The sequence below is a fragment of the Daejeonella sp. genome (assembly GCF_046590655.1).
GTDB lineage: Bacteria > Bacteroidota > Bacteroidia > Sphingobacteriales > Sphingobacteriaceae > Daejeonella.
On sequence record NZ_JBKJUM010000014.1, the window covers coordinates 12414 to 29365 of the forward strand.

Consider the following 16952-nt stretch of genomic DNA (forward strand, 5'->3'; position numbering starts at 1 on the left):
TTTATTTTTTGAGTTTTGCAGGCGATTTCTTGGCTGGGGCTTTTTTTGCTTTTGGAGTAAAAGCATCGGGAACTTGTTCAGTAATCAGCTTTTTAACTCTATCCAGTGACAGGACTGTAAGTTCTTCAGTAGTAAATTTGTCATTAGTTGCCGGATTTTTCCCAAGCTTGAGCATCAATTTACCGAACCGGATAAATGCCCCCCAACGACCGTTTTCGATCGCGATCTTTTCTGTTTCCCATTGCTGAATAAAACGATTAGACTCTTTTTCTATTTTCTTCCCGATCAATTCTTCGATTTCAGCCTGACCGAGTTTGTCGAAATTATAACGAGCAGGAACATTAATAAAAAGATTATTCCATTTAATAAATGGTCCGAAACGACCCTTGCCCTTGGTTACCCCAAGACCCTGGAAGTGCGCGACAGGGGCATCTGCAAGGTTTTTCTCATTTATGATTTCTATAGCCCGGTCAATATTTATTGACAAAGGATCCTCGCCCTTAGGAATCGAAATAAAATTCTCTCCCCATCTGATGTAAGGGCCGAATCTCCCTAAACCAACGCTAACTTCCTTATCTTCATAGTTTTCGAGCTGAAAAGGAAGCTTAAAAAGTTCAAGGGCTTCAGAAAGGCTTATTGTTTCAATCATCTGTCCCGCACGGAGGCTAGCATATTTTGGCTTTTCGCTTTCTTCGTTTTCCTGGGCTTCGCCAATTTGCACAAAAGGACCAAACCGGCCAATCCGCACCGAAATTTTCTTTCCGCTTTCAGGATCTATGCCCAGATCACGTTCGCCGCTCGCTCGATTTGCATTCTGCAGGGTTATTTCAACTTCAGAATGAAAAGGCTTATAGAAAGAACGGAGCATTTCTGTCCAGTTCTTCATTCCCTGAGCGATCTCATCAAACTCTTTTTCAACACTTGCGGTGAAATGGAAGTCTACGATTCCTTTGAAATGCTCAACAAGGAAATCATTAACAACAGCGCCGATATCAGTAGGGAAGAGCTTGTTTTTTTCAGCACCAGTATTTTCGGTTTTGATATCCGAATGTATTTTACAATCCTTCAGACTGATGACCTTGAAATCACGTTTTTTGCCCTCGCGCTCCTCTTTTACTACATAACCCCGGTTCTGGATAGTCGAGATAGTTGGTGCATACGTGGAGGGCCGCCCTATACCTAATTCTTCCAGTTTTTTAACCAGACTTGCCTCTGTGTATCGTGCCGGAGGTCTTGAATATCGCTCCGTTGCATTCATTTCACGAAGGTTCAGTTTCTGTCCTTTATTTAAAGGAGGCAGGATCGAATTTTCGTTATCGTCTTCCAGGTTTATTTCCTGTTCTTCTTCATCCGTAGACTCGATATATACTTTCAGGAAGCCATCAAATTTCATGACCTCACCATTTGCAACAAACTCCTCTTTCCGGGTAGAAATGTTGATTTTTGCTGTAGTTTTTTCAAATGCTGCTTCGGCCATTTGTGAAGCTATTGACCTCTTCCAAATCAGTTCATATAAACGCTGTTCAGAAGGATCACCACTTATAGTATGCTGTTCGAAATAGGTAGGCCGGATCGCTTCGTGAGCTTCCTGTGCACCTGCCGACTTTGTTTTATATTTTCTTAGCTGATGGTATTTTTCGCCAAATGCCGACTTTATTTCAGCTGCAGCAGCATTCAACGCTGTATCTGAGAGATTAACAGAGTCAGTTCGCATGTAGGTTATCTTTCCATGCTCATAAAGCTTTTGAGCAACCGACATTGTTCTTGCCACTGAAAACCCCAGTTTTCGGGACGCCTCCTGTTGCAGCGTTGACGTTGTAAATGGGGCTGAAGGGCTTCTTTTTGTTGGCCTTGTGTCAAGGCTTTTTACAGTAAATAAAGCACTGATACAATCCTCCAGAAAGTTTTCTGCTTGTGCGGCCTGTTCGAAACGTTCAGGGAGCTCAGCGCGAAAAATTTCCTTCTGGTTATCAGTAGTAAAAATCGCAACAACCCGGAAAGCGGCGGTAGGGGTAAATTTATTTACTTCGCGTTCACGGTCTACTATAAGGCGTACTGCAACCGACTGAACGCGGCCGGCAGATAATGACGGCTTTACCTTTTTCCATAAAACGGGCGATAGTTCGAATCCAACTAACCTGTCGAGTACACGTCTGGCCTGTTGTGCATACACGAGATTATAATCTATTTTCCTTGGGTTCTCGATGGCTTTAAGTATAGCAGTCTTAGTAATCTCGTGGAATACGATTCGCTTGGTTTTATCTTCCCTGAGACCCAGAGTTTCAAATAAATGCCAGGAGATTGCTTCCCCCTCCCGATCCTCATCCGAAGCCAGCCACACCATCTCAGCAGCTTTAGAAAGTTTTTTTAATTCATTTACTACGGCCTTTTTATCGGCAGGAACTTCATAACGCTGCTCAAAATTATTGTTCACATCAATTGCGTCGTCTGTCTTGATCAGATCACGGATATGTCCGTAACTTGACTTAACCAGAAAGTCTTTACCAAGATACCCTTCTATTGTTTTTGCCTTCGCAGGTGACTCAACGATAAGTAGATTTTTAGCCATTCAGAAAAATGATATTGTGCAAATAAAGACAATATTATAGGGAAAGCCAAATCGGAGGGGTAGTACGACCGATATTGGGAGGTTTAAAAGAGTAATCGGTAATCAGTAATGGGTATCCTATCCGGTGGCACTGATTACAGATTACGGTGGTTTATACAAGAAACCCGCCCCCCAATAAATCGTTTCCTTCGTAGAAAACTGCCGATTGCCCTGGGGCTATACCGGACACAGAGTGATGAAAGTCGACTTTCACCGTGTCGCCGAGTTGAGTTAAGGTGCTCATCGCACCAGAATCCTTGTATCTAATCTTGGTAATTGCTTCCAACGGTTCGCTAAGGCTGTGATATTTTACCAGATTGATATTTCTTACAAGGGCTTCTGTCCGCTCCAGTTCATCGATGGTGCCAAGCATTACCGTATTTGATTCTGGCAAAATTCTGGTTACAAACATAGGATGACCAAATGCTACACCCAGGCCTTTGCGCTGACCGATAGTATAATATGGATATCCAAGGTGCTTACCTGCAATTGTGCCGTCGTTTAGCATAAAATTCCCAGGGCCGATGCGATCATCCAGATCTTGGACTTTATTCCGTAAAAAGGCACGGTAATCATTATCTGGTACAAAACAGATTTCGTAGCTTTCAGATTTATTGGCAAGCTCCAACTGGCCCATATCTTTTGCCATTTGTCTTATTTCAGCTTTGGCGAAACTACCGAGCGGAAATTGGGTTCGGGCGAGATTTTCCTGTGATACACCCCATAGCACATAGGATTGATCTTTATGCTCATCCCGGCCTTTTGAAATGACAAATCTTCCATTATCCTGTTTGCGGATATTTGCATAATGCCCCGTTGCGATAAACTCACAATCAAGTTTATCGGCTCGTTTTAGTAGCGCCTCCCATTTTATATGTGTGTTGCAAAGAACACAAGGGTTAGGGGTGCGCCCAGCGATATATTCATCAACAAAATTGTCGATTACGAAATCGCCAAACTCTTCACGGATATCAAGAATATAGTGAGGAAAACCATAGCCAACTGCTAATGCTCGTGCATCATTAATACTATCGAGACTACAACAGCCTGTTTCTTTGGCGGAACCGCCTGAAGACGCGTAGTCCCAGGTTTTCATAGTTAAGCCTATCACTTCATAGCCTTGTTCATGAAGCATAACAGCTGCTACCGAACTATCCACACCGCCGCTCATGGCTACCAGAACTCTGCCTCTTTTACTCATTGATATTAAATTCGGTGCAAAGATAGGAGTTTTGAAATTCTTTTCTAGCTACATGCTGCATGGAAGGCGTATAATATGCTTAACGTCATCGTCTGTGTGGGTTTCATAAGACTGGAGAACAGTTCCATCAAATGGATTGGTTGAATCAATTGTCATTTACGAAAGATTCAATTTTTCTTTAGAGAATCGCCATCTAAATTATCTTTCAACCGCCGACCTTGACTGCGGACAGTATCTCCGGTTTGTTGAAGTCTTTCTTTGATGTTTTTTCCTGCTTCTTTCAAATCACTTCCGGTTGCCTTTAGAGTAGATTCAATGGAATCAATACGTGCCTCAGTACTTGTAATTATGTCGTAAACAAGTCCGTTTCTGAATACAACAGTTCTGTCTGCAAGATCGTATTTCCATATTTCAGCAACCAGAATATCACGTTTGGAAGTAGGCTCGCCAGCTTGTTGAATTACTTCTTCCTTTGTCATTCCTTTTTTTACAGACGAGAACTCCTTTTGCTTATCAGCGCATGAGTTCAGCAAAACGATGCTTAAAAGGATTAATAGGTACTTTTTCATATTATTTGATTTATGTTTTAGTTAAAGTCGTTAACAAGCAATTATGGTTTAAGTTTTTTAACAAAGGTGAAGAAGGACTAATAAAGATTTATTGATCGTTTTAAGAGGTTCCAACTAATTGCATCGCTAATATCAAACAATTAGAATATATACATTGAAACAAAAAAGCAATAACGTCATAGCCATGCCCAGAAAACTTATCAAGGGCAAATTATTAATATTAAGGGGAACTCTAAATGGCCGTTCCTTTTGTGGATCAGATTTCCTGAGAAGCAGAACCGTCAGGTTTACTGTGAAAAATGTGATAAAAATGAACAAATTGGCTATCATAGCTATCACTTCGATTTTTCCTATAAACGCGAAGGCTGACATGACAAAGAGTATCAGGATCAAGGCAGCGTATGGGCTTTGCCTTTTCGAGACTTTATTGAGAACAGATAAAAATTTTATCTCTTTTGCCATATCATAAAGCACACGGGAGCTTCCCAGCATATTTGAGAGAATTGTGTTTGATGTAGAGAACAAAGCGATGACGACGATAATTAGTCCTGCAGTTGGTCCCAAACCTTTTTCCGCAACATCAGAAAGCGGACTTGACGAGGCCGAAAGAGTTTCGAAAGGCAGAGCCGATACTGCAGAAACTGCAACAATAAAGTACATAACAGTAACGATTCCACTTGCGATAAATAAAGCCTTAGGAATAGTTTTTTGAGGATTTTTAGTTTCTTCAGCAAGTTTGACAATTTCTTCAAAACCAATAAATGCAAAGAAGCCAAGAGATGCTGCCATCAATACGGACTTGCCATCAAAGCCTGTAAATTCGAATAAATCAACAGTGCCAATCTTAGGAATGGCAGAAATAATTACCAGAACCAGCCCTGAAAATTCGATGATCGTAAAAATGATATTGATTATTGATGACTCGCGGATACCCGAAATATTTACCAGGAAGATCAGTGTAATAATTCCCAAAGCGCCCACGACAATTTGCGTATCCAAAAGCTGGGTCAGATATCCGCCAAACCCTACTGCAACAGTTGCACCACTGATAATTCCATTTAAAGCAATGATAAAACCTATCGAAGTTCCAATCTTTTCGCCCATCGCTTTTTTAGTATACACATATTCGCCCCCCGATTTTGGATAGGCCGAACTGAGTTCTGCGTATGAAAAAGCCGTCAATAGCGCGGTCAAAGACGCAATTAGAAAGGAAAGCCAGGTAAGATTGCCAGCATAACCTGATACCTTACCGATAATCGTATATATACCTGCACCGAGAATCGATCCTACACCGAAGAAAATGCATTCAGCAAGAGATAGAGTTCGTTTGAGTTTTTGCGGCATGTATCAGAAAGGAATTAGACTCTTAACATTTTAAAACCGCGATGGTTTACTGTTTAACACTTTGTGGATTATATTTAAAAGAAAGAATCGGTTCGTTCGGCTTTTTGAAGGGTAAATGGTAATTCGGATGGTCAGGGAAGATTTGAATAATCAGGTTTAATGAAATAGTTTTAAGATAATTGACTTTTTTTCCAATTAAAATGTTACGCCATTTTATCTATTAGCCTATAATTGATAAAATTTTTTTCCTGAGCATGTCACAGGTATTGGCACAAAAGACTGCCTCAGATGAGATAAAAACCAGCAAGGGCATTCTCAAAGTTAATCCTGTAGTGCATTCATCAAATTGATGTTAGGGTTAGGAATTGGTACCCTGCTGCGAATTGACGGTGGACAGTCGAAACGTAATATGCCCTGGCTGTAGCGGGGGTAGGTAAAGAGTGGTTAATTCATTGCGGAATTGACCTATTATTTGAAACTATTTTTTAGTTGTGAATTTATAAATTGATATCGTGCGATATTTTTCCCCCGGGTTTAGTATTGTGCTTGGGAAGGACGGTTGGTTAGGTGAGTCGGGAAAATGTTGTGTTTCCATCGCGAAAGCGGTCCTGAAATTATCCTTGCTTCCGTTTTTGAATATGTTTTTCCCCTGCATAAAGTTGCCACTATAAAATTGCATCCCAGGTTCCTGTGTGAAAATGTCCATTTTTATTCCAGATTTATCTCCCTTCACAGTTGCAGCATGCCGCAATTTATTTTCTTTTTTACCGCTAAGAACATAATTGTGATCATATCCGTTGCCGAATATTAACTGCTCATCATCGGCATTAATCCTTTCACCAATTGTTTTTGCACTATTGAAATCAAGCGGGGTGTTAGCTACACTCAATAGTTCCCCTGTGGGGATTAAAGTACTATCAACCGGATTAAATTTGTTTGCAAAGATCTGCACAGAATGATTCAGAATCTCTCCGCTTCCCTCCCCGTTTAGATTAAAAAAAGCATGATTGGTTAGATTTACCGGAGTTTTCTTATCAGTAGTTGCTTCATATTCTATCCTCAGTTCATTATTCTCAGTGATAGTGTAAGTCACCTTTGCGCTCAGATTCCCTGGAAAACCCTCTTCCCCATCTTTAGAAAAATAGGTAAAAATGAGTGTCTTCCCATCAGGCTGTTCGGCATCCCACACAACATCATGAAAACCTTTTGAGCCGCCATGTAATGCGTTCGGACCGTTGTTTAGAGGGATATGGTATTCTATACCATCAATTGTGAACTTTCCTCCTGCAATGCGGTTCCCATATCGGCCGATAGTAGCACCAAAGAATGACTCGGTCGATTTGAGATAGTCGTCAATATTTTTAAAACCAACGACAACGTCGATTGGCTTACGACCTTCATTGTCCGCAATCCAAAGGCCTACAATACGGGCGCCATAATTAGTAAAGTGTACAGTCATTTGCTCATTTCTAATCTCATATGAGCTGGCCTTCTTGCCATGTATTATTTTACTGAAAGCTAAAGTATCCAGAGCTTTTGCTGACGTGGTATCCATAGTTTTTGTTGATTGAGAATTGTTGCATGAGAGTAGAAAAGCTGAAGCACATATGGCAACGCTAAAAAAAGCACCATTGATTTTATAAATACTCATTTTATTTATTGTTCAATTTTTTTATGAGATCGGTTTCAGCTGTACGGTATATTTTTCCCTCTGGCCAAAATATATCATGGACAATAAGACAGCAATCGCAAAACCTTTAGTTTTCATAGGTTTGAATTTAAGTCTTATTTATGAACATAAATATCTTTTCTACACTTTCACACAAAAAGATGCTTTATTCGCCCAGCATTCGTTTTTATTTATCCCTTCTCCAATTTCTACAGCCAGACAAATATAACTTTCGGCGACGATATGGAAACGACATATCACGTCTTTATTCCGTTTTTCCTTACAAGATAGCTGGGTTTATCGAGCGACAGGCAACCGCTCATTTATTAGGCTGCTTGTATCCGATCTGCGTAATAGCATTGTGGCTTTCCGGACTGATATGACTGAATATCATGATCATTTTACGGTTATGACTATGACTGAGTTCGGGGTACGGCTAAACAAAATGGAACAGGTGGAACAGACCATGGACGGGCTTAGTTTCGGGTTTTGAAGGAAAAGGAATAGGGGTGATGAAGATGTGAAGGTGAAGAGTGAAACTGCAAATTGAAAAATGGTTGGCGCTGGATGTTTTGTAAGAGATTTGACTATTAAATTGACCTAGCCTTAAGTCTTGGTTCTTGATACTTTTTACTTATTTCTAATTGAAGTACTTCCTCAAGTCATTAACCGCCATCCTCATCCTTGTTTTCAAAGTCCCAAGGGGAATATTTAATTCTTCAGCAGCTTCTGTATGGGTATATCCCCTGTAATATATCAGTTCGACTATAGTTTTATATTCCGGCTTAAGGCTCATAACTATTTCCCTGACTCCAATGGTTTCAGGGTTACTTTTTACATTGAACTGGTTGTCGACGGTCAAGTGAAGGTCGCCAATCTTCTCGTTTAGTTTGTTGTTCCGATATGCTTTGCTTTTTAGTTTATCAAGTGCAAGATTACGTGCGAGGTTAGCCATCCACGTAAAAAGTCTGCCTTTAGCAGGATCATACTTGCTGAATGATTGCCATATTCTAACAAAGGTATCCTGAAGTACATCCTCCGCTATCTCTTCCTCTTTAACAATACGATTAATGATGCCAAATAAGGAACCACAATACATCTCATATAAAGCTTCAAGGAATCGTTTGTCACTCGTTGCCAGACCGCTGATTAATTCCAATTCTGTAAAAACAGGCTTTTTAACCTCAGTACTTATAACATCAGAGTTAGTCTGGGGGGTAGGTGAGTCTGTATACACTGCCAATTTTTGTTCTTGCTGTATCAAATTTCAAGCCTTTAAATTTCAAGACCTTTTTTATAGATAACTGTACTGAAATATATATTAATCGCCGCCGGTTGCCTCCTTTTTAGTACAATAGACAGTTGCCTCTCCGAGCTTTTGTGAAGTATGCCACCGGCATTGTGGATGGGTGTTTGGAATGTATCAGATCAAAACAAATCCTGAAAAGGCTATTTCCCGTCTGAGAAAGTGCAGGCAGTAACTATTAGCTTTAAATTGGAGTGCGGAACCGGGCTATCAAATCTCTTATGTATTTTTACCATATTTAAATCGTAATATCAGCATCAATCCATCCATAACGAAACCAAAACTATTCGTAACTATAATTGGTAAGGATTCCAATTTGATTCCATACCAAGTCCATAATGCATTTCCAGCAATTAAAAGCACGAACATTATCGGACTTACGTCAACTTTTTTTTCCTGGATTGACTTAATAAATTGAGGAACTAATGAAGCTGCTGTAAGCGTTCCTGCAATTAGGCCAATAATTTCTTTATCCATAACTGTTTAATACCGGTCCTCATGTTTTTGTTTGTGGGTTAAACCGATAGTGGTTAATATAAAATTCCGGTTGTTTTGAAAATAATGTCGCCTGATATAAGTGGCACTTACTTTATTCATTATAAGGGGATATCATTGTTCTGAAATTAGTCCCACCACTACAGATATTCTGTTATAACAGCCAGAAATTTTTCTATAGAGGTAAACGTTTATTCTCAAAATAACTATTAATTAATTTATAAAGAAATTATTTAATAAAAAATGTAAAATAGTGTTATTATAGTTATTTTAATTGCTTAATAGGCGTTTCTTTCTGTTTACAGTGAGTAAACTTTAAAGTTACTGTTTAGCACGTTTTACTGGGCACTTCATTTGCAATAGAGAGTATATGAAGATCTATATTAGGAATATGCTCTGTAGCCGTTGCATAATGGTAGTAGAATTGGAACTTGAGCGTTTAGGGTTTCTTTGCAGATCAATCGAAATTGGTTGTGCAGATATTATAGGAGAGGTGACCTCTGAAGACCTCCTAAAAATAAAGACAGCATTGCACAAAAGTGGACTGGAGCTTGTAGATAGTAAGAAGGGAATTCTCGTCGACAAAATCAAAAGCGCAGTAATTGATAAGATCCAGGGATCAAAAGAGCACTTGAGAGGAAGATTCTCCGATTATCTTGCAATAAAGCTTGATTACGACTATACTTATCTCGCGAATGTGTTTTCGGAAATGGAATCCACAACGATCGCACAATTTATAATCGTAACGCGTGTAGAGGCTGCAAAAGATCTTCTCACCAACAGTGAGTTAAGTCTTACAGAAATCTCATGGAAGTTAAATTATAGCAGTGTAGCTCATCTTTCTACTCAGTTTAAAAAGATTACTGGATTTACACCTTCGCATTTTCGTCAAACCACAGATCAGGCTCTTGAAAATGTGTGAATTATAGAAATATAACTAAAAGTTGTATAACACACGGGTCTTTTCTTTCCTATAGGTTTGTATAACCGATGTTCTGTTCAAGTCAGTTCATTGCATTATCTCAAACTTATTTATCATATGAAAAAACAATTTACTTTAAATGTAGAGCGTGATCACCTGCGTCCCTACAGCGGCTACCCAAAGATTGGTAGCACGTTATGTTATCTCACAATGCTCTTTATTGTCTTTTTTACTGCATGTAAAAAAGATGACTTTACCGGGGAAGTTATAGGTCTATGTCCTGTAGTCGTTTCAACCGACCCGATGAACCTTGCCGTCGATGTGCCTTTGGATAAGCTCATCACCGTTACTTTTAATACTGCAATGAATCCGGCAACTCTCAACAGTACTTCTTTTACAATCAAACAAGGATCTACTGTAGTTCCCGGAGTGATCGCCGCAACTTCTAATAAAGCCGTATTTACATTTAAGCCAAATGTACCTTTACTTCCTTTTACGAAGTATACAGGAACAATTACAACAGCAGCAACAGATACGCTGCGCACCGCAATGGTGGCCGACTATGTTTGGACTTTCACTACGATTCCAGTGATTACAACGTCTTCGAACCCATCCGCGGCGGGCACAACTGCCGGAGGAGGATCGTTTGCACAAGGCTCTGCAGTTACAGTAACTGCTACGCCAATCAGTGGTTTTACATTTACCAACTGGACAGAAGGCGGGAATCAGGTTTCCACAAGCGCCAGTTATTCCTTTACAATGGCTGGAAACAGAAACCTTGTAGCTAACTTTGCGCCGGTGCCTATAGGACAATTTGCGGTAAATCTTTCCTCATCCCCACCTGCAGGTGGAACAACTACAGGCGCTGGTTCATATGATACAGGCGCTTCGGTAACTGCCACAGCAAGCCCTAATCCAGGATTTGTGTTTGTTGAATGGACTGAGAACGGGGTCAGAGTTTCGACCAGCTCCAGTATTCAGTTCTTCATAACCGCCAACAGAACTTTCGTCGCCAACTTCAGAGCGATCCCTGCGTCACAAGTTGCATTAGTATTATCTTCTAATCCACCAGCGGGCGGAACCACTGATGGCGAAGGAGCCTATCCTATCGGAACTTCAGTTACGGCTATAGCATCTCAGAATACGGGTTATACTTTCACAAATTGGACAGACCTAACCACTGGAGCGGTTCTGTCTACCAGCCCGAACTATACCTTCGTATTAAGCGCCAACCGGAGCTTGAGAGCGAATTTCACACTGAATACTTACACTCTGACTACAAGTGGAGCCAATGGTACGGTAACCAAAGCACCGGATCAACCGACATACAATCATGGAAGTACAGTTGTACTTACTGCTACGCCAAGTCCGGGATTTGTATTTACATCATGGGGTGGGGACGCTAGTGGTTCTACTAATCCGCTAACGGTGACAATGGATAGAAATAAAACTATCACTGCGCTCTTTACTGCGATACCAGTCAATACGTTTACTTTAACGGTAATAGCCAACAACGGTTCTGTTACTAAAAATCCTAACACGCCTACATATGCTAGCGGATCTACGGTACAGCTTACGGCAGCACCGAATACTGGATTCAGATTCACAGGCTGGAGCGGCGACGCCACTGGTTCAACGAACCCGTTAACAGTGACAATGAACGCGAATAAAACGATTACCGCCAATTTTGCACCCTTAGCCGCACCATTATTTACCTCCATTTTTGGAGCATTTGGTGGAAGCGCGGGAATAACTAATCAGGGAATTAATACCCGGATCGTTAATGGAAGTATCGGTACTACGGGTGTTTCTACTCTTATAACCGGATTCCACGACGGTACAACTGGTGATGTTTATACTGAAACACCACTAAACATTGGTTTGGTTACCGGCAGGATACATACGGCTCCGCCTCCTCCGGGATCTGCCGCTTCCGCTTTAATTGCAACTAATGCATTAGCAGCAATGCAAGCCTTTTATATAAGCATTTCACCTGCAAACAGACCAAATGGTATTATATTAAGTAACGATGAACTGGGTGGACGGACATTAGCACCGGGTACTTACAAATCTGCGAACGGTACTTACGCTATCACTAATGGAAACCTTACACTTGATGCACAGGGTGATCCTGATGCGGTGTGGGTATTCCAGGTACCTACGGCATTAACAGTAGGAATAGCAGGTCCGACAGGTGCACGCAGTATAATACTGGCAGGTGGTGCTCAGGCTCGAAATGTTTACTGGTACGTGGGTAGTGCAGCTACTATAAATGGCGCCGGTGGCGGTATCATGGTTGGAACGATCATTTCTTCAGCTGGAGTTACTTTCTCTACATCTGGTAATACGACTCAAACTGTATTGAATGGTAGGGCACTATCACTGGTTGCTTCGGTAACTATGGTTAACACTACCATTAACGTACCTCAATAAGCAGCACAAAAAATTATCGAGTAATCCTCTTCGGGGGATTACTTATAAAACGAAAATTTACTTTTTAAAACAAGATTTATATGTTTTTCAAAATTAAAATCATTCAAAAAGTTATCATCTGTTCTATGATGATAATTCTTGCCCACGGTACGGCTCAAGGGCAATCATCGCCCTGGTGGTTCGGTGCATCAGGTGCAGCCAATTTGAATTTTTATGATGGCACTACCCAGCGACTGAATAATTCACTTTTTGTCCCGACCGCCTTTCATAGAGGTTTCGGAATAAAACCTTATGGCTCTTTATTCCTGGAGTACAGACCGGGTCCGATTTGGGGCGCTATTTTAAATGTTGGGTATGATGGACGTGGAGCAGATTTCAATAATGTGATCGCTCCATGCAATTGCCCTGCAACCCTGGAGTCAAATCTAAGTTACCTGAGCGTGGAACCAAGCTTAAGAATGGGTTCCGCCACCTCTAACTTTTTCTTTTTTGCGGGCCCAAGGGTTGCCTTTAACAGGGATAACTCTTTTGAATACACCCAGTTAAAACAACCTAATACTGATGCTGAATTCAGTGCAGTACGTAAAACCGTTATTACAGGTCAGATTGGAGTGGGGTACGATTTTATAATTTCATCACCAGCCAAAGAGGCTAAAGTGGCACTTTCTCCATTCTTGTCTTTTCATCCTGACTTCGGCCAGAATCCCAGGACTATAGAAAGTCTTTCAATCTCGACACTGAGGATGGGTGTTGCCCTAAAGTTTGGAAAAGGTAAAGTAGCGGAGATTGCTCCTACGCCAATTGCAATCACAACGGTGGCTCCGGAGATAACATTTTCTATCAGACCTCCGTTAATTGCTTCGGTAAAACGTCAGGTAAGTGAAACTTTGCCTTTGCGTAATTACGTGTTTTTCGACGAGGGTTCCTCAGCTATTCCAAATCGATATATCACCTTATCAAGAGACCAGGCAAACAATTTTCGTGAGGCACAGCTTCAAAATGTTCAGACAGAAAGCATGAGCGGACGCTCTGGCCGTCAGTTGAATGTATATCACAATATCCTAAATATTACTGGTGATCGTTTGAGGTCAAATCCGGGTGCTACTATATCGTTGAGCGGCGCGTCAATGACCGGACCTGAAGAGGGAAAGCAATTTGCTGAAAACATTAAGAATTACTTAGTAAATACCTTCGGCATTGACGGTTCCAGGATTTCAACTATGGGCCGGACTAAACCACTAATTCCATCTGAACAACCGGGCGGTACGAGAGAACTTGTTTTGCTTCGCGCTGGAGACAGACGTGTCGACATTGAAAGCGCTTCCCCTGAATTGTTAATGGAAGTTGGTGGAGGAATGATGAAGCCTGTTGCTATAGAAGCGATGCAATCTAATCCGGACGACGCTAACGTGATTTTTAATATTGGCGGAGCGAGCAATCAGCTTAAATCATGGACGGTAGACGTAACTGATGAAACAGGTAGAAATCAGCGTTATGGTCCATTCACCGGTAACTCAAGTAGTATTCCAGGTAAAACAATACTAGGGGATCGGACTGAAGGAAATTATAAAGTGAGTATGAATGGAGAGACTATAAGCGGTCTGCCTATCAACAAGACAAGTACTTTTAGGGTAGTGCGTCAGGAAGATACGATTGAAAAGGCATTCCGTTACAGCATATTGTTTGACTTTGATCAAACAAGAACTATTGAATCGTACGCCAGATTCCTTAGAGATGTGGTTAGTCCGCAGATACCTGACGGTGCCTCAGTGATCATACATGGTCATACAGATGTAATAGGTGAAACTGAATATAATAACATTTTGTCGCAAGGTAGAGCCGCAGAGGCTCTGAGAATCCTTCAAAGCGCTTTAACAAGTGCAGGCAAGAATAATGTTAAGTTTGAAACTTCCGGTTTTGGTGAGGATGAGAGCAAATCACCGTTCGATAATATAACTCCTGAAGAAAGATTCTACAACAGGACGGTTATAATTGACATCGTACCGAACAGATAATCGTTTTTATCAGTACTTATGTTGAAACAGAGCTCCCAAATCGGGGGCTCTTTTTTGTGAATCCATATTAACAGCACTGATTTTCATGATCGCACTCATGTCCTATAGAATGGTACTGTTTTATAAGATAATCTATTCCCTGCAGTAAAATCAAATGGAATGGTCAAACTATGGTTTTCTCACAACGATTTTCCGCAAATCAAATGCAACACCATAAACTATTCCCACGGACAGGTACGAGTAGCTATCACTGAAATAGATATTGTAATCATCCTGCCCCCGGTAACCTGCTCCAATAGCTAAGGCGACATTATCCGTAAAGCCGGGCTGATAATTATATTGAAAATCAACATTAAATCTTTTACTTAAATTCAGCAGTGAATAATTTTCATATTCGTCAAGAATATAGGTAAATCTGGCATTTATGCGATAATGATTATCGTATTTTTCCTTTCCCGTCTTCCCCTTCAGTAAATCATACATTAAACTTCCGTTTAGCCGCACAAAGCCATACTTGTCCTTTAATTCCTTAGAATATCCCAGGTTAAACAGGCCGGTATGAATTTCTAAGCCAAGGGATCCGAACTTGCTGACAGATTGAAAAGCGTCGGTACTTTTTTGGCCGTAAGTATAGTCGAGTGTGTAATAGTTTGTTGTAAATTTCCCTTTCCCCCTGTTGAAATTTCCAACGGAGTCGAGCGTCGGGCTGTCCTGACCATTTGAATGGTGAGAATAGGCCAGAGATAAGAATTGGGGTTGTTCCAAGTCATTATTTAACCGGCTGAACACTTTCAACCCTGGCATATAGCTTGGAGATCTAACGGGAGCTTTGCGCGCATCGAGTAACCTCAGTTTAACTCTGGGTGAAAAAAGTACAAAAAATCGTGACTTGCTGCTGTTTAGCAGCAACACATTAGGGTTAAGATCTGCAACAAGTGACGTTTTGATGGGATTCCCATATTCGTTTCCAAAGAAACCCGGGTTGACCGTTTGACGGTAGATCGTATTAAAAGAGGAATTAGTTTGCTCATTAGCACTAATAACAGAGTCAGACTTACTTTGTGCAAAAGCACTGTAGCAAGCGGTTAGAAAGACCGTTAATAATAGAATATATGGGTGGAAAAATCGGACCATTTGTGTATTCATGCTTTTAAAATTTACGTATTTGGAGGCTTTGCAGTTTTAATATGGAGAGCATTTTAAAATTGAAAAGCATCCGTTTCGACGAACAAAGGCATTAACCACAATGAATTGTTTATTTTAGCGATATGCCAAAGCCAGTCGTGACCGGAATTGACGAAAAAGAACAGCTCCATGCAAGAAATAAACATCGGAATGCTTACGATTTCGACACACTCAAAAAGTCAGTGCCCGAACTGGAGAAACATGTATCAAAAAATACATATGGTAATTATTCGATAGATTTTCAGAATCCCGAGGCGGTTAAGACGTTGAACAAAGCTTTACTGCATCATTTTTATGGCGTTGAACTATGGGATATCCCGGAAGGATATTTATGTCCTCCAATTCCAGGTAGGGCTGATTATATTCATAATCTCGCTGATCTGTTGAAGGATTCAGAAGGCAAAATACGAATCGGAAAGTCGGTTAGAATTTTAGACATCGGTACTGGTGCAAATTGTATTTATCCTTTAATAGGCCATAAAGAGTATCGCTGGAATTTTGTGGGTTCCGAAACGGACCATTTAGCCATACGCTCAGCAAAAAACATAATTGAGGCAAATGCTCTAAGTGCAGGTATCAACATCCGAAAGCAAAGCTCGGCACACGATATTTTCCAGGGAGTAATTCATCATGGTGAAACGTTTGAGGCGACAATGTGCAATCCCCCATTTCATGCATCATTACGAGAATCTTTAGCCGGCACCGAACGAAAATGGAAAAATCTTGGTAAGGAGGAATTTAAATCAGATCTTAACTTTGGCGGCAAAAACTCGGAGCTTTGGTGCGAAGGAGGGGAGCTTCGCTTTTTGACTAACATGATCCGGGAAAGTTCAGCATTTGCCGCATCCGTTAACTGGTTTACATCACTGGTCTCAAAAAAAGAAAGACTTCCGATTTACTACAGTGAACTTGAAAAAGTAAAAGCCACAAATTTCCGTACAATTCCAATGGCTCAGGGCCAGAAAAAGTCCAGGATCCTTGCCTGGACGTTCAGGTAATTAAATAATGGCCTTCTCATTTTCAACGTTCCACTTCCACCTGAAATCTGAATTGCGATAAAAAACGTAATTTTAATTTGTAAAGCAACCATTCAGTAACTTCTCACGTGTAAACTCTAGAAACAAAATTGTGATCAGCGGAAATGAACTTAAGCTTTTAATAGTCCGATCCATCAAAAGGGATCTTAATGCTCAGGAATTACTGTA

General features: G+C 40.7%; 12 protein-coding genes. 4 read left to right on the forward strand and 8 right to left on the reverse strand.

The annotated features are described in order from the left end of the window. Position 1: 1 nt before the first annotated feature. From topA to ACLL8Z_RS01155, 7 genes are all read right to left on the reverse strand, one after another. A complete protein-coding gene (topA, locus tag ACLL8Z_RS01125) occupies positions 2 to 2569 on the reverse strand; it encodes a type I DNA topoisomerase (RefSeq protein WP_411272904.1) in 2568 nt (855 codons plus the stop codon). Positions 2570 to 2720: 151 nt separating this feature from the next. Then, a complete protein-coding gene (mnmA, locus tag ACLL8Z_RS01130) occupies positions 2721 to 3809 on the reverse strand; it encodes a tRNA 2-thiouridine(34) synthase MnmA (protein WP_411272905.1) in 1089 nt (362 codons plus the stop codon). A gap of 167 nt (positions 3810 to 3976) precedes the next feature. Continuing rightward, the gene (locus ACLL8Z_RS01135; protein WP_411272906.1) at positions 3977 to 4378 is read right to left on the reverse strand and encodes a hypothetical protein; all 402 of its coding nucleotides are present in this window, start codon (positions 4376 to 4378) and stop codon (positions 3977 to 3979) included. 132 nt (positions 4379 to 4510) lie between these two features. Further along, positions 4511 to 5722 (reverse strand): APC family permease, encoded by a 1212-nt coding sequence (locus tag ACLL8Z_RS01140; RefSeq protein ID WP_411272907.1) that lies wholly within the window; start codon positions 5720 to 5722, stop codon positions 4511 to 4513. Positions 5723 to 6200: 478 nt separating this feature from the next. Beyond that, positions 6201 to 7373 carry an aldose epimerase family protein gene (locus tag ACLL8Z_RS01145; RefSeq protein WP_411272908.1) on the reverse strand — a complete coding sequence of 391 codons (1173 nt, stop codon included), beginning with the start codon at positions 7371 to 7373 and terminating at the stop codon, positions 6201 to 6203. A 658-nt stretch (positions 7374 to 8031) separates the two neighbouring features. After that, positions 8032 to 8628 carry an RNA polymerase sigma factor gene (locus ACLL8Z_RS01150; RefSeq protein ID WP_411272915.1) on the reverse strand — a complete coding sequence of 199 codons (597 nt, stop codon included), beginning with the start codon at positions 8626 to 8628 and terminating at the stop codon, positions 8032 to 8034. 288 nt (positions 8629 to 8916) lie between these two features. Then, positions 8917 to 9174: a SemiSWEET family sugar transporter gene (locus tag ACLL8Z_RS01155; protein WP_411272909.1), complete on the reverse strand. Its 258-nt coding sequence runs from the start codon at positions 9172 to 9174 to the stop codon at positions 8917 to 8919. 430 nt (positions 9175 to 9604) lie between these two features. Between ACLL8Z_RS01155 and ACLL8Z_RS01160 the strand changes: the two genes are divergently transcribed. The 3 genes from ACLL8Z_RS01160 (at position 9605) to ACLL8Z_RS01170 (ending at position 14562) form a co-directional block, all read left to right on the forward strand. Then, a complete protein-coding gene (locus ACLL8Z_RS01160) occupies positions 9605 to 10114 on the forward strand; it encodes a helix-turn-helix domain-containing protein (RefSeq protein WP_411272910.1) in 510 nt (169 codons plus the stop codon). A 117-nt stretch (positions 10115 to 10231) separates the two neighbouring features. Beyond that, the gene (locus ACLL8Z_RS01165) at positions 10232 to 12547 is read left to right on the forward strand and encodes an InlB B-repeat-containing protein (RefSeq protein WP_411272911.1); all 2316 of its coding nucleotides are present in this window, start codon (positions 10232 to 10234) and stop codon (positions 12545 to 12547) included. Positions 12548 to 12627: 80 nt separating this feature from the next. Beyond that, a complete protein-coding gene (locus tag ACLL8Z_RS01170) occupies positions 12628 to 14562 on the forward strand; it encodes an OmpA family protein (RefSeq protein ID WP_411272912.1) in 1935 nt (644 codons plus the stop codon). A gap of 168 nt (positions 14563 to 14730) precedes the next feature. Here the strand turns inward: ACLL8Z_RS01170 and ACLL8Z_RS01175 are convergent, their stop codons facing one another. Next, positions 14731 to 15708 carry a hypothetical protein gene (locus ACLL8Z_RS01175; protein ID WP_411272913.1) on the reverse strand — a complete coding sequence of 326 codons (978 nt, stop codon included), beginning with the start codon at positions 15706 to 15708 and terminating at the stop codon, positions 14731 to 14733. A 122-nt stretch (positions 15709 to 15830) separates the two neighbouring features. Between ACLL8Z_RS01175 and rlmF the strand changes: the two genes are divergently transcribed. Continuing rightward, on the forward strand, positions 15831 to 16745 hold the full coding sequence (gene rlmF / locus ACLL8Z_RS01180; RefSeq protein WP_411272914.1) for a 23S rRNA (adenine(1618)-N(6))-methyltransferase RlmF: 915 nt from the start codon (positions 15831 to 15833) through the stop codon (positions 16743 to 16745). Positions 16746 to 16952: the final 207 nt, after the last annotated feature.

Coding starts and splice junctions, on each gene's coding strand:
- topA (WP_411272904.1), bottom strand. CDS start 2,569: ATGGCTAAAAATCTACTTATCGTTGAGTCACCTGCGAAGGCAAAAACA.
- mnmA (WP_411272905.1), bottom strand. CDS start 3,809: ATGAGTAAAAGAGGCAGAGTTCTGGTAGCCATGAGCGGCGGTGTGGAT.
- ACLL8Z_RS01135 (WP_411272906.1), bottom strand. CDS start 4,378: ATGAAAAAGTACCTATTAATCCTTTTAAGCATCGTTTTGCTGAACTCA.
- ACLL8Z_RS01140 (WP_411272907.1), bottom strand. CDS start 5,722: ATGCCGCAAAAACTCAAACGAACTCTATCTCTTGCTGAATGCATTTTC.
- ACLL8Z_RS01145 (WP_411272908.1), bottom strand. CDS start 7,373: ATGAGTATTTATAAAATCAATGGTGCTTTTTTTAGCGTTGCCATATGT.
- ACLL8Z_RS01155 (WP_411272909.1), bottom strand. CDS start 9,174: ATGGATAAAGAAATTATTGGCCTAATTGCAGGAACGCTTACAGCAGCT.
- ACLL8Z_RS01160 (WP_411272910.1), top strand. CDS start 9,605: ATGGTAGTAGAATTGGAACTTGAGCGTTTAGGGTTTCTTTGCAGATCA.
- ACLL8Z_RS01165 (WP_411272911.1), top strand. CDS start 10,232: ATGAAAAAACAATTTACTTTAAATGTAGAGCGTGATCACCTGCGTCCC.
- ACLL8Z_RS01170 (WP_411272912.1), top strand. CDS start 12,628: ATGTTTTTCAAAATTAAAATCATTCAAAAAGTTATCATCTGTTCTATG.
- ACLL8Z_RS01175 (WP_411272913.1), bottom strand. CDS start 15,708: ATGAATACACAAATGGTCCGATTTTTCCACCCATATATTCTATTATTA.
- rlmF (WP_411272914.1), top strand. CDS start 15,831: ATGCCAAAGCCAGTCGTGACCGGAATTGACGAAAAAGAACAGCTCCAT.